The 13,725-nt window shown below is 33.9% G+C and carries 14 protein-coding genes; 11 read left to right on the top strand and 3 right to left on the bottom strand.

Annotated features, from left to right (window positions below):
- Positions 1 to 340, bottom strand: a 340-nt coding sequence (locus LS73_RS08965) for a DUF2603 domain-containing protein (RefSeq protein ID WP_138070021.1), incomplete at its 3' end; no start/stop codon positions are given.
- A complete protein-coding gene (argF, locus tag LS73_RS08960) occupies positions 304 to 1,299 on the bottom strand; it encodes an ornithine carbamoyltransferase (protein WP_034559519.1) in 996 nt (331 codons plus the stop codon). The genes LS73_RS08965 and argF, both read right to left, overlap by 37 nt.
- A gap of 479 nt (positions 1,300 to 1,778) precedes the next feature.
- Here argF and LS73_RS08955 point away from each other — a divergent pair, with 479 nt between their 5' ends.
- The 10 genes from LS73_RS08955 to LS73_RS08910 all read left to right on the top strand — a co-directional run bounded on the left by LS73_RS08955 (position 1,779) and on the right by LS73_RS08910 (position 11,611).
- Positions 1,779 to 3,317: a hypothetical protein gene (locus LS73_RS08955; protein ID WP_052089975.1), complete on the top strand. Its 1,539-nt coding sequence runs from the start codon at positions 1,779 to 1,781 to the stop codon at positions 3,315 to 3,317.
- A gap of 254 nt (positions 3,318 to 3,571) precedes the next feature.
- A complete protein-coding gene (locus tag LS73_RS08950) occupies positions 3,572 to 3,967 on the top strand; it encodes a hypothetical protein (protein WP_034559521.1) in 396 nt (131 codons plus the stop codon).
- 25 nt (positions 3,968 to 3,992) lie between these two features.
- Positions 3,993 to 5,006, top strand: a complete 1,014-nt coding sequence (locus LS73_RS08945; protein ID WP_034559524.1) for a type IV pilus twitching motility protein PilT — start codon at positions 3,993 to 3,995, stop codon at positions 5,004 to 5,006.
- Positions 5,007 to 5,054: 48 nt separating this feature from the next.
- Positions 5,055 to 6,026 (top strand): magnesium/cobalt transporter CorA, encoded by a 972-nt coding sequence (corA, locus tag LS73_RS08940; RefSeq protein WP_034559526.1) that lies wholly within the window; start codon positions 5,055 to 5,057, stop codon positions 6,024 to 6,026.
- 26 nt (positions 6,027 to 6,052) lie between these two features.
- Complete coding sequence (gene prfB / locus LS73_RS08935; protein ID WP_034559528.1) at positions 6,053 to 7,147, top strand: peptide chain release factor 2; 1,095 nt, start codon at positions 6,053 to 6,055, stop codon at positions 7,145 to 7,147.
- A gap of 141 nt (positions 7,148 to 7,288) precedes the next feature.
- Complete coding sequence (locus LS73_RS08930) at positions 7,289 to 8,131, top strand: tRNA 2-thiocytidine biosynthesis TtcA family protein (protein ID WP_233708836.1); 843 nt, start codon at positions 7,289 to 7,291, stop codon at positions 8,129 to 8,131.
- A 153-nt stretch (positions 8,132 to 8,284) separates the two neighbouring features.
- Positions 8,285 to 8,974 (top strand): 7-cyano-7-deazaguanine synthase QueC, encoded by a 690-nt coding sequence (queC, locus tag LS73_RS08925; protein WP_267891663.1) that lies wholly within the window; start codon positions 8,285 to 8,287, stop codon positions 8,972 to 8,974.
- Between the two features lie 364 nt (positions 8,975 to 9,338).
- Complete coding sequence (locus LS73_RS08920) at positions 9,339 to 10,127, top strand: DUF1796 family putative cysteine peptidase (RefSeq protein ID WP_104692123.1); 789 nt, start codon at positions 9,339 to 9,341, stop codon at positions 10,125 to 10,127.
- Complete coding sequence (locus LS73_RS08915) at positions 10,099 to 10,503, top strand: hypothetical protein (RefSeq protein WP_104692124.1); 405 nt, start codon at positions 10,099 to 10,101, stop codon at positions 10,501 to 10,503. Before LS73_RS08920 ends, LS73_RS08915 begins: the two co-directional genes overlap by 29 nt.
- A 70-nt stretch (positions 10,504 to 10,573) precedes the next feature.
- Complete coding sequence (locus LS73_RS08910; RefSeq protein WP_034559746.1) at positions 10,574 to 11,611, top strand: aspartate-semialdehyde dehydrogenase; 1,038 nt, start codon at positions 10,574 to 10,576, stop codon at positions 11,609 to 11,611.
- Between the two features lie 116 nt (positions 11,612 to 11,727).
- Here LS73_RS08910 and LS73_RS10340 read toward each other — a convergent pair whose 3' ends face one another.
- On the bottom strand, positions 11,728 to 12,138 hold the full coding sequence (locus LS73_RS10340; RefSeq protein ID WP_034559749.1) for a hypothetical protein: 411 nt from the start codon (positions 12,136 to 12,138) through the stop codon (positions 11,728 to 11,730).
- A 122-nt stretch (positions 12,139 to 12,260) separates the two neighbouring features.
- Here LS73_RS10340 and lysA point away from each other — a divergent pair, with 122 nt between their 5' ends.
- Positions 12,261 to 13,529, top strand: coding sequence for a diaminopimelate decarboxylase (gene lysA, locus LS73_RS08900; RefSeq protein ID WP_034559750.1), 1,269 nt, complete (start codon positions 12,261 to 12,263; stop codon positions 13,527 to 13,529).
- Positions 13,530 to 13,725: the final 196 nt, after the last annotated feature.

Genomic DNA, 13,725 nt, shown 5'->3' with positions numbered 1-13,725 from the left:
CTTGTCGGTGTTTTTCTAGTTCATGTATAGCTACAACCATAGTATCTTCTATATCTATAGGCATTAAATCTTTTATCTCATATCTTAATAAGATTTTTAGTTTTTCTTCATGGCTAATCCTTAGATGTCCAAGCAGATTGTTTAGCGCGTTTTGCGGTAGAACTACGAATTCTTTATTGTCCTCTGTTTTCAAAAACCAAGCTTCATTGCTTTTAAGTTTACCTGCAACAAATTCTAAAAGCCATTTGTTATCATCAAGCGGAGCAAGATAGGCGACATTGCTTGCATTATGCAGACTAGATACTAGATCGTGTTTTTTTTGTTTTGCTTGTTTAGCCATACCATTACTCCTTTTTGTGCATGTAATCTATTGTGTGCTTCTTGGATAATTTTGCTTTGCGCTCCATCGATTACTTCTTCTGTAACTTCTAGACCCCTATAAGCAGGTAGGCAATGCAAAAATATTGCTTCTTTGTGTGCCATAGCCATGATATTAGAATCTACTTTATAATCCTTGAAGTCTTGCATTCTTTTCTTTTTTTCGTTTTCTTGTCCCATTGATACCCAAGTATCAGTTGTTACTACATTAGCATTTTTCACTACAGCTTGTATGTCATTTCCTATCACTATATTAGCACCGCTTATTTTGGCATTTTCCTTTGCAATACTTAGGAATTCTTCTTTTGGCATATAACCCTTAGGACATGCGAGTCGCAATTCAAATCCAAGTTTTGAAGCTAACATAAGCCATGAATTAGCTACATTATTTCCATCGCCTATATATGCTACAATAGGTCTTTCATACTTTGCATTATGAGGTGTTGAATCAAGTATCGAATCTGGGACAAAAATGCCATTTTCTATCATAGTTAGATAGTCTGCCAAGAGCTGCATAGGGTGAAAAGCATCACTTAATCCATTTATTACATTAACACTTGAATGGCGAGCGAATTCCTCTAGTCTTTCGTGCATATGCGTGCGAACCATAATCATATCTACCATAGAGCTAATTACAGCTGCACTGTCTTTTATAATTTCTCCTCTTCCTAGCTGCAAATCACTGTTTGATAAGAAAATGCCAAATCCACCTAATTGATAAATTCCTACTTGAAAGCTCACTCGTGTCCTAGTAGAACTTTTTTCAAATACCATAGCAAGCGTTTGTCCAGCTAGATAGGGTGTTGGGATTCCTTGCTTATGCTCGGATTTAATTTTGATTGCTAGAGAGAGCATTTCTAGTAATTCATGTTTATTAAAGTCATTAATTGTAAGAAAATGTCTGACTTGTGCGTTTGACATAAGCTTCCCTTTGCTATGAATGCAACCTCAATTGAATCTAAATTATCCAAAGTTGTAATGATTATGAAATATGCTACTTTACTTATAAATCGCAATAAATAGTTTATACTATAAATTATTATAGCCATTTAGATTATAGCATAGATCTCATAAGACAATAACACTTGGTTAATATAAAGTTTGTTTGTCTTGTTGGTTATTTAGCAATACTTTATATAAATTTTACAATTTAATTCTTCAGTTTTTACATATAGCACCTATACTATTGCAAATTACCAAGAAGGAAGAAATAGGCTTTTGTGTAATTTTTAATATCTAGATTTGTTTGCATTATAAAAACACACAAGATTATAACGCAGAATAAGGCAATATCGTTATTTTAGGTTATACTAAATGCAAATCTTGCGATTACTCAAGTAACTATCGAAAGATTTGATATATTTTGTTTATGTATAACTATCAATGTAGGGAGAGTTACCATGAGAGTTTTAGGTTTTATAGTTTTTATGTTATGTTGTTTGGCGTATGCATATGATGATAATAGTAATCTTTTAGTAGTCGCAGCACAACAAAATTCATCTGTATCTCAAACCAAAGATAGCAATCCTGCAGTTGCTAAAGCCACAACAACTATTAAGGAGAAAGCAAAAACTGCTGCGACAACTTTGCTTACAGGTTTTTCTGCTAAAGGCTTTATTTTTGGTAGAAACTATTTTATAACAGGGTCTAATGGAAGTGGTGCTAGCTGGCAGTATAGAGCAAAGATAGACATTACTACAGGTAAAGTCGATGGATATAGCCTAACTGGTGGAATAATTTTTGCCCAAGGCTCAAGTGGGATTGATAAAGATAGAGTTACAGATGGTGATGTGCAAGGTAGTAGAGGTGTAGCATTTAATGAGAATTTCGCAGATAGATTTAATTTCTCTCAAATCTATGGTAGTAAGGAATTTAGCATGGATTCTCTAAGTGCCAAGATTGATGTGGGCAGAATGAATCTTGTAACTCCACTGAGCGATAAGAATCTGGATACAGGACTTGGATTTAGAGCGAAATTTGAACATAAACTAGATTCTAATAAAAAAATTGGCTATGAAGTGTCATTTTACGATAGCTGGTTAAGTGACCTATTAAATTATAATATACGAAGAAGAAGCCCAAAGCGTAATGGCACTGATGCGTTGTCAAATTCTCGTGCTGCTGGCGTTGGTATTGGAAATAACTTAAGCATGATTCATGTATGGGGGAAGGATATAGTCGGCTTAGACTTTAATGCCGTATATGCTAATATTTTTAGAATGTTTGATGCTATTGTATTAGGAGATGTTAGTTATAAGCTTAAATTTGGGGAGCAACAACTAGGATTCTTAGCGCAAACTTCCTTTGCGGCATTGAATGCTAGTCCTCATGCTTTTATAGGTTTAAGGGGTGCTCCAGTTACTACCAGTTTTGAAGAAGAGTTTTATAAATTTAGTGCTAGATATAGAGGTATTTATAATCTACAAATAAATTATAAATTATATGGACTAAGTGCTAAGGTTGGATTCTTGGGCAGTTTTTCACAAGGTTATGGGACACTTCTTACAAGAAAGGGAATCATTAATATGGCAGGTAGTGTTTGGCATACAAATATGACTGCTGTCTATGAAGGACTTGGATTATTTGGATCTGGTAGTTTCCGTGGAACTAGCATTGGCGTTCTTTATGCTGCGGCATCATATAAATTTCCATTTAAGTTACAAGTTGGGCTTGATGTGGTTTATTTGTTTGGCAACAACCACTTTCCAGTTTTAAATGTTACTAATCCTAAAAAACCTTTGATTTCATATTCTACTATTAACGATAGATACAACAACAGTAAAAGTAATAGAAAGTTCATTGATGCTAAATTTGTAGAGATAACTCCATCAATTAGATATGAATTTTTAAAGAATCTGAATTTCATATTTTCATGCGCAGTTTTCGCGGGAGATATTCAATTCCTTAAAACACATGCTGAGGTGCGTTATGTGTTTTAAATTTTCTAATCATTGCCTTTAGTTATATTTTGATATGTGGATTCTTTATTATTAATAAATAATTCAAAATGACAAATTATTTTAGAATAGCAAGAAGTTTTTAGAAAACAATAAATAGCCATTCATAGTATTTTTCTATTCTTGTTATGTTGAACATTGTATGAATAATTTTGCAAAATTCATGAATAAATCCTCAGATCTCAAGCATGAAGCATATAGATTTTATTAAATTATTATCATATAAAAGGGTATGTATGTCTTGCCTGAAACTTTCAAAGACTAGTTTTGTTAGTCTTTATGCTCTTGTATTGTCGCTTGGAGTTAGCCTTACAGGGTTGCATAGTTTGCGACTTTTATCTTTCAAGAAAGAAATCACTGCTGCACTCTATTTCCAAAAGCAATCTCATCTATATGCTCAAGCTATAAAAGATGTAGCTGTCCACTGCCTTAGAACATCAGGCTTTAACTCATGTGTTAGCGATTCTATTGTTCAATATGGGTTTAATATGGAGTATTATCTAACTAGGCTTGTTAATTCCCAGCAATCTCAAGGTGATATATTGCTAGATGTTGCTATCTCATGTCCTTCTCCTCTTAGCACGCATGTGCTACGTTTCACAAAAAGATATATACTAAAGGGATTCCCATAATGTTTATTTTTGAATAGGAAGAATAATGCTTGATACTTCTATGTTGAATATGTTATTACAAGACGCACAAAGATATAATGCTACTGATGTGCATATTAGCGATAAAATTTATTTCAGAATCAATAAGCAAATATTTGTATATCCTAACGTTGATTTATTAAATGTTAAAGCGATTTTAAATAGTTTAAATGCTTTAGGTTTGCAAAATGAGACAAGTCAAACTCTATGTATAAAGTCAAGCGATACAGAAAACTCACATGTAAGCAAAGATGTAAGAAATGATATAGAATCTAACCCTAACTTCAAGCATATATCAGATAAAATTAGATGTCGTGTAAGCTACTTTTCCAAACAAGGTAAATCTTGTTATGCCCTGCGAATCTTGCGAAACAATGTCCCAAGCTTGCAGGAGTTACAAACCCCAAGTATCTTGGCATCTCTTGCTTTGCAAGAAAGCGGACTTTTGCTTATATGCGGTGCGACAAGTAGCGGTAAGAGCACTACTATAGCCGCTATGATAGACCATATTAATGCAAATACAAGGAAGCATATCCTAACACTTGAAGATCCTATTGAATATATTCATACAAGTAAACTTTCTTATATAACGCAGCGAGAAATAGGACTTGATTCTAAAAGCTTTTATGGTGCGCTAGAATCTAGCCTAAGGCAAGACCCAGATGTAATTGTTATAGGTGAGATTCTAGATTCTAGTCTCATGAAGTTAGCCATTACACACGCATTAAGCGGGCATTTGGTTATTTCTAGCTTTCATGCTAGAAATGCAATACATGCAGTTTCTAGAATACTTGGCATGTGCAAAGAAGATGGTGGTATACATGATAATTTATCAGATTGCTTGCAAGGAATTATTACTCAAAGGCTTTATGAAAGCAATAATAGATTACAAGCTGATTATCAAATTTTAGTAAGCAATCCTGCTGTAAGAACACTCATTAAAGAAAATCAACTTCAACAATTAGATTCACAAATTTCTATGGGAAGGGAGTTCGGCATGCGGCACTTTTCTCAAAGATAGCTCAATTTGTTATAATTTCATATAAATCAACGCTTACAAGGAGACTGCATGCTAAGTATTTATACAAAAGCAGATAGCGGCTTAGTGCAGAAAATACTCTTTAATATCGAAGATGGTGTGTTGCCAAATAACATGTTATGGGTGGATTCTTTATATCCTACCAGCGATGAGATGAATTATATCACTAATCAGTATGGTCTTAATATTCCAACACAGGAGGAACGAGAAGAAATAGAATTTAGCTCGAGATATTGGGAGGATAGTTCATCTATTACTATAAATGCCCATTTCTTAATGCGTGTTGCAAGCAGCAATGAGGACTTGGTTCTACTAAATGAAACAGTTACATTTATGACAACTCAAAATGTACTTTTTACTATCAGATTTAATGATTTTAAAATATTTGAAGAAATGCAAAATAGAATTCTAGCTAGCCCTAAGAATTTTGAAGATGGATATGATGTATTAGATAAGATGTTTGAGGTTATGGTAGAAAAGGACGCAGATATATTAGAGTGGATTGATAAAGAAGCCAGAAAGCTTAGAGTAAATATATTGGGAGAGAAAAATGAATATACATCTGATAAGCTGTTAAAGGGAATCTCAAGTTTGCAAGAGCTAAATATGCGTGTAAGGAATTCATTATTTGATAAGAGGAGAGCTATGACTTCACTTATTAAGAGCGATAAGATTGATATAGATACAAAACGAAACTTAACAATAGTGCTAAAAGATTTAAACTCCTTAGTGGATTTTAATGTAGCTCAAATACATGCTTTAGACAATATCCAAACCATACTAGCAAATCAGATTAATATTGAGCAAAACAAAGTCATAAAGCTTTTTACTGTGGCTACAATGGCTATGATGCCGCCTACATTGATTGGAACTATATATGGTATGAATTTTGAGGTGATGCCTGAACTTAAATGGGATTATGGCTATCCTATGGTAATCATTGTTATGATAATTTCGACAATTCTACCTGTTGTGATATTCAAGAAAAAGGGCTGGTTATAGCCTTATTATATTACTAAAGGTGTGTCATGGATTTATATACATATGGAGAGTTACTTAAAACATTAAAAATCAAATGTGAAAATATAAAGAAAATTATTCAGCCTGATTTATTACAAATGCGCTTAAAGGAACTTGATAGTCTTAGCACACAAGATGGCTTCTGGAGCAATCAGGAGCTAGCACGCAAGATTCTAAAAGATAAGCGAAGACTACAAATAACTCTTGAAAAATATCAAGCAGCTTTGCAAAATCTAAATGATAATTTAGAGTTATTTGAGATTGCAAAAGCAGATGAAGACTATGAGACTTTGGAGCTATTATATAGTGAGGCACAAGCTTTAGAGAATATAATAATCAAGGCTGAGATTGAAGTAGTGCTAAATGGAGAATATGATAGTATGAATGCTATTATCACTATTCAGCCAGGAGCAGGTGGCACAGAATCACAAGATTGGGGCAGCATTCTTTATCGTATGTATTTGCGTTACGCGGAAAGAAAAGGATATAAGGTTGAACTATTGGACTATCAAGATGGTGAAGAGGCGGGTATAAAAGGCGTAGCTTTTATTATAAAAGGCGAGAATGCCTATGGTTATTTAAAATGCGAAAATGGCGTGCATAGACTTGTTCGTAATTCGCCTTTTGATTCTAACGATAAAAGACATACTAGCTTTGCAAGTGTGCAAGTTAGCCCAGAGTTAGATGATGATATAGAAATTGTTATTGAAGATAAGGACATTCGTATTGATACTTACCGATCAAGTGGTGCAGGTGGACAACATGTTAATAAAACAGAATCTGCAATTAGAATCACGCATTTCCCAACAGGTATAGTTGTGCAATGTCAAAATGACAGAAGTCAACATAAAAACAGGGCTACGGCTATGAAGATGCTAGCTTCAAAGCTATATGCTCTTGAGAAAGAAAAAAATACTAGCAATGATGATAAGGGAAGCAATGGTTGGGGACATCAAATTCGAAGTTATGTCTTAACGCCATATCAGCAAGTAAAGGATCTGCGCAGTAATTTTGCAAGAAGTGATAGCGATAATGTGCTTGATGGAGATCTAGATGATATTATTGAATCTGTTTTGGTCTATACTAACAAGTTCAGCAGTTAGTTGAGTTTTAATTTATACTATTGTTTATCTATGTTGGTGTTATTGCTTGCTAATACTACATTACCTTATTACCCTAAGTTTGAAACAAAGATAATATTTCTTTGCTAGACTTATGCCTAAAATTTGGACATGAGGAATATCGTGCAATCCGCTTCAAACAATGAAATTGTATCCATTAAACCTACAAAAATAAAGCCAACTGTAAGTAAAAAAATCTTAAGCATAGTTGGTAGGACAAACGCTACATATAAGTTGATTAGAGAGGGAGATAGAATCCTATTAGGCTTAAGCGGCGGTAAGGATTCTATTCTTCTTGCAACTATATTTACATATATCAAGCAGCATGCGCCATTTAACTTTGATTTTTTGGCTATGACTGTGGATTATGGTAGGGGTGGAGAGTATGAATATATCTTTGAATATTGCGAGATGCTTGGAATCCCTTATGAGCTTAATCGCACAGAGATTTTCAAAATCTTAGAAAATCACAAGAAGGAAGGCAGCATTTATTGCTCTTTTTGCTCAAGAATGAGACGTGGTGAGTTATATAATATTGCTTTGCAGAGAGGATTTAATAAGATTGCCCTAGCACATCATTTAGATGATGCAGCAGAGAGTTTTATTATGAATCTAACTTATAATGGATCGCTGCGGTCTATGCCACCTTACTATAAGGCTCAAAATGGATTAGGCGTTATTCGTCCTTTAATATTTGTTAGAGAGCGACAAATTATTGATTTTATCGCCACTAACAACATCTATATAGCACCTGATTGTAATTGCCCAATTAATTGGCTACCAGAGGATAAGAGACCTCACGCAAGGGGGGAGAGCAAGAAGTTATTAAAAGAGTTAGAATCAAAAAACCCACTTTTATTTAAATCCTTAAAAAATGCCTTTAGTAATCTACACGCAAACAGCTTTTGTGATACGAGATTCTTAGATTCCCAAGATATTGGTATCGATGAGGTTGGAAATGATTAGCTAGATTATGTATTAAGTAACACGGAGATGATATAAAGGGCATGCTATACTAAATAAGGAATTATCATGATAGAAAGTAATATTGATAGCCTAGTCAATCACAATATTTGTTCACTACACTCAACAAAAAATGTAAATATAGAATCTATTGAGTTGAAGAATGCAAAACGAGCAGTTTGTATTATGAGCGGAGGAATTGATAGTGCGCTTTGTGCGTATATAGCAAAGAATCAAGGCTTTGAAATAATAGCACTGCATTTTGATTATGCTCAAAGGACTCAGACAAAGGAAAGAGAGTGTTTTTATGCTCTTTGCGATGATTTAAAGCCAATTTCTAGAGTTTTGTTAAATGTGGATTTTATTGCTCACATTGGTGGTAGTTCACTTACTAATAGTGAGCTTACTATACGCAAAAACTTCACAGATATACGAGAGAGCAAGGAGATTCCAAATACTTATGTCCCATTTAGAAATGGAATATTCCTAAGTATAGCATCTGCGCTAGCTGAAAAAGAACAATGTGAGGCAATATTCATTGGTGTTGTGCAAGAAGATAGTAGCGGCTATCCTGATTGCACACATGCCTTTATAGATAAAATGCAAGCTGCAGTTAATGAGGGTAGGGGGTATTCTAATACTAGAATTTTTGCTCCACTACTTCATAAAAATAAATGTGAAATCATAGAGTTAGCTCTAGAGCATGGCGTTCCAATTTCGTCTACTTGGTCATGTTATGAGTCCCAAGATCTAGCTTGTGGGCTTTGTGATAGTTGCATTTTGAGATTAGATGGGTTTAAAATGGCTGGTAAGTCAGATCCAATATTATACAGAATCTTTACGTAGCTTTGGGATAGGTTTAGAATGATAAGGATGTCTGTTGGGTTTTTATAAAATTTGTCATGTTGAGCCTGTGAAACAGACGAAACATATCATAAACAAACAAGTATAGATTCTTTGCTATGTAAAGGCGTTACAAAGAACATGTTTTGTCATGCTTTTAGTCAAGTGTAAATTGCTTGATCGATGTGCAGGTGAAGTGATGATAGGTCGTTAGCACTCAAGTTTGCATTGCGCAAAACATCTAATTATATAGAATCTAAGTTGTTCATATACATGTAGTATTTGTTATGCAATGTTTTTATCCATATAAACGGTCATGAATGCTTGGTAAACATATAATAAAAACATTATTTTCTAAGAGGTGGTTATGCAAGAACAAATCTTTTTTAATAAAACACTGCGAAATATTAGCAAGATTGGTACACATTGGATTTTTCATACAAAAACTAGACATAGAATTCGAGATATACTATTTAAAAAGATGAATGCAAAATTTAATAAAGCCGTTCTGTCCAAATATAGAAAACAACATTACAATGAACTAATGTATGCAGATATAGCTATTAGTCTAGGTGATGCATGCCAAAGTGCATATCATTTGCAACAATTTGGATTACGTAAATTTGCATCTCCATTTGATTGGATGATGTGCTATGACTTAAAAGATATACAAGATTTATTTGCTAATGACTTTCATGGGTTTTTTGTTGACATTGAAGAAAAGAAAGATCATAAGGGTGAAAATGGCTGTAGATACATTACAGATTTGCGAAATGGCATGGTGTCTATTCATGCCTTTAAGCAGAATAAAAGCATAGAATCTCAATATGATTTTTTCATAGAGACAATGCGACGTAGATTTGTAAGGCTTAAAAATCATATCTTGCAATCTAAGCATATTATATTTGTTACAAGCAGACCTAGTGATATGCAGGCTTTTGAAGAGTTTTTGCGTTTTATGCAGGGCTATCATAATGCTAGTTACACAATATTGAATATTACTAAAGATAAAGATTCAAACAATCTTTTTGATATATCAAGAAAAAATATAACTGTATTTAATGATAAGCTTAGAGTAATTGAATATTCTTTCTTGGATATTTTTCCATCATCTGCTTTATTGGCTGATGCTATGGGGGGGGGGGGTAGAACCTAGTGAGCACAATTCTATAAAAAACAATCCCATAATCCCCACTAATATAGCACAATCTCAAACCAAAGATATAATCATTAAGCGCAATGGAAATGTCCATAAAATTTATCTAAAGATTCCACTTTTTTGCATACCAATCATTAATAAGCATATCTCATACTCTGTGCGATTAGATTTAATCTATAGTGATGCACATGGAGAATGGATTGGCAATTTTATACAATGGACTAAAATTATGCTGCTTATTGTGCCCATTGAAATGGGTTTAAGCTTACATAGTTTAGATTCTACTAAATCTAGCAATTCTACATCTCCTATTATGTTTGATGATGAGTTCTTGCGACAAGATGATTTGGTCACACATAAAAACAAGCAGTAAATTAAGCTATAATTCCAAACTTGTGTAATATTTATTAGGGTGGGCTTCGCTCTAAACTAAGGGCATTAATATGTTATTAGATTCTAAGAAATCGCAAAAAAAATATGTCGTAGGCATTGTTGGCGCAAGTGGCGCAGTTGGCGAGGAGTTGTTGCTTGTATTAGAACAAAGGAATTTTCCTGTTGAGAGACTAGTTCCATTGGCAAGTAAAAGAAGTGTGGGCAAAAGCGTTAACTTTTGTGGTGAGAAGTATCCAATATTAGAGACTAATGCAGAAGTTTTTAGTAAAGAAAATATAGAAATAGCTTTTTTTAGTGCTGGATCTAGCATTAGTGAGCTATATGCCAATGATGCAGCCAATGCAGGGGCTTTAGTAATTGATAATACAAGCTTTTTTCGTATGCAAGATGATATAGCTCTAGTTGTGCCTGAGGTAAATCCTAACGATATTAGGAAGGATGCTAGAATCATTGCTAATCCAAATTGCTCCACTATACAAATGGTTCATGTTCTAGATCCGTTACATAGGGAGTTTGAAATTGATCGCGTTGATGTTAGTACTTATCAAGCAGTTAGCGGTGCAGGCAAGCGAGGTATGGAAGAGCTTGTTTTACAGATGCAGAAATTTTTTGCATTCGAGATTGATTCTGCAAAATCAGAAGTCTTTCAGCATAGAATAGCCCTTAATCTAATTCCACATATTGATATTTTTTTGGACAATGACTACACCAAAGAAGAGATGAAAATGATAAATGAAAGCAAGAAAATTATGCACGCAGATTTTGAATTAGCTGCTACCTGTGTGCGAGTTCCTATTCTACGTAGTCATAGCGAATCAATCACTATTCGATTTAAGCGTGAGGCTAGTGCTAAGCGCGCTAGGGAAATATTGCAGAGTGCTGATGGGGTTATTGTGGTGGATAATCCTAAAGATAATTTGTATCCCATGCCAATTATTGCAACTGATAAAGATGATACATTTGTAGGTCGCATTCGTGAGGATAATTTTGATAAGCGAATATTGCATTTATTTTGTGTTGCCGATCAAGTTCGGGTTGGTGCTGCGACAAATGCTGTACGTATTGCGGAAAAATGGATAAATCTTTAGTGTCCTAACTCTATATTATAATATATAATAATGGTAAAAGGCTATCGTTCATAAGTATGATAAATGGATTAGTGGAAATAATAATTATTCAAAAGGTATTTTGCTTTGTGTTTTACTTACTTTTTTAGTCCTCGATTATCAAGACCTTTTTTTACAGCTTTCTCAAGCTCTATTTCAAGCTCTGGGTGTTTATCTTGAAATCTTTTTTGAGTGTTTATAATGATATCTTTCTCAGCATTTACATGCAATGACAAGGCAATTAGAATATTTTTAATCTTTTGCTTATCTGGATCAAGCCTTTCATATTCATCAAACATTCTGTCTATAACCTGCTTTATATCATCTAACGAGCTTTGAGAAGAATCTAGCACCATCATGACGGTATCAATTTCAAAACTATTTTCTACATCTATATTCATTTCCTTATTTTTTGGCTTTGATAAGACAAATTTAAATAGAGCGAAGACGAAAAGAGCAATAACTACAATGAAGCTGCCAGCTATAAAAACTAGATTCGTAGAATCCATAATAATTGACCTTGATTTAAAATTGTAAAGACTAAATTATATCATGAATTATAGCGATATTATATAATTTGATTTTATTTGATAGAATTGTGTCGTGTTTGTAGTAATTTATAAGGTTTTTTATGAGATATTTTCATGCTTCATGCGATTATGCGGAGTTAGCCGATATTTATGGCACTCCGCTTTATGTTTATGATTTTGATTCTATGCAAAAGCAGTATGGATATATTAAAGATTCTTTTAGCGGATTTAAGTCTCTAGTTTGTTATGCGCTAAAGGCAAATTCAAATCTTAGTGTTATTAATACTCTTGCAAAGCTTGGTAGTGGTGCTGATTGCGTGAGCTTGAATGAGATTAAGAGGGCCATGTTAGCTGGTATTCCTAGTTATAAAATAATTTTTAGCGGAGTGGGTAAAGAGGACTATGAGATTAGAGAGGCATTGCAATTAGGGATTTTGTTCTTGAATATAGAATCTGAAATGGAGTTAATACGTATAGAGGATATAGCAAGGGAGCTTTCAAGTCAAAATCACGTGATAGAGGCTAGAATCTCGTTAAGAGTAAATCCAGATGTAGACGCCAAGACGCACCCCTATATATCAACAGGCTTGCACGAAAATAAATTTGGCTTGGATATGCAAACTGCTAAGCGATTATATTTATATGCGCACAAAAGCCCATATCTAAACCCTATTGGAATCCATTATCATATTGGTTCTCAGATATTAGAATCAGCTCCTCTTTTAGAGGCTACGCACAAGGTGTTAAGTCTAGCAAAGTCTTTGTTAAGTGCTAATATTGGCTTAAAATTCTTTGATCTTGGCGGTGGATTTGGCATTAGTTATAATGATGAAAAGCCATTCGATATAAAGGATTATATTAGCCATATCATTAGACATATTGATTCGCTTGATTTAACTGCTATTTGTGAGCCGGGCAGGAGTATAGTAGGCAATAGTGGTGCTATACTTACTCGTGTTATAGGCGAGAAGAATACTAATGATAAGAGATTTGTTATTATTGATTGTGCTATGAACGATTTATTACGTCCAAGCCTATACAATGCTTATCATCACGTCTCATATCTAGGTAGCCCAATCATAGATTCTAGCTTGGATTCTTGTATGCAAGTATGCGATATTGTGGGGGCGATTTGTGAGAGTGGGGATTATATAGCTAAGGATAGAGCATTGCCTCTATGTAAATCAGGGGATTTGCTACTTATAGAATCTAGTGGTGCGTATGGATATAGTATGGCAAGTAATTATAACTCTAGATTGAAGCCAGCAGAGGTAGCAATATCTAATGGTAGGCATTTCCTAATCAAACAAAGAGAGAACTTTGAGGATAGTGTTAAAGGCGAATTGGAATTATTGCGTAGTCAAATGTAGTAATTTGTCGTTTTGATCTCTTGCAAGTGAAGAGTATAAACTATACTTTGCTTTTCTCTAAATACAACAAGAAATTATTTTATTTATGCGAATTGCATGTTAAACGCAACAAAAATAGAATCACAACAATTTTGTTATAATGACTAAGTTAAATATCAATTCAACAAAGGCATTATATGAGATTCTCTAACATAAT

This window comes from Helicobacter muridarum (assembly GCF_000765805.2).
Taxonomy (GTDB): Bacteria; Campylobacterota; Campylobacteria; order Campylobacterales; family Helicobacteraceae; genus Helicobacter_A; species Helicobacter_A muridarum.
This window is presented reverse-complemented; position numbering and strand designations above follow the sequence as displayed.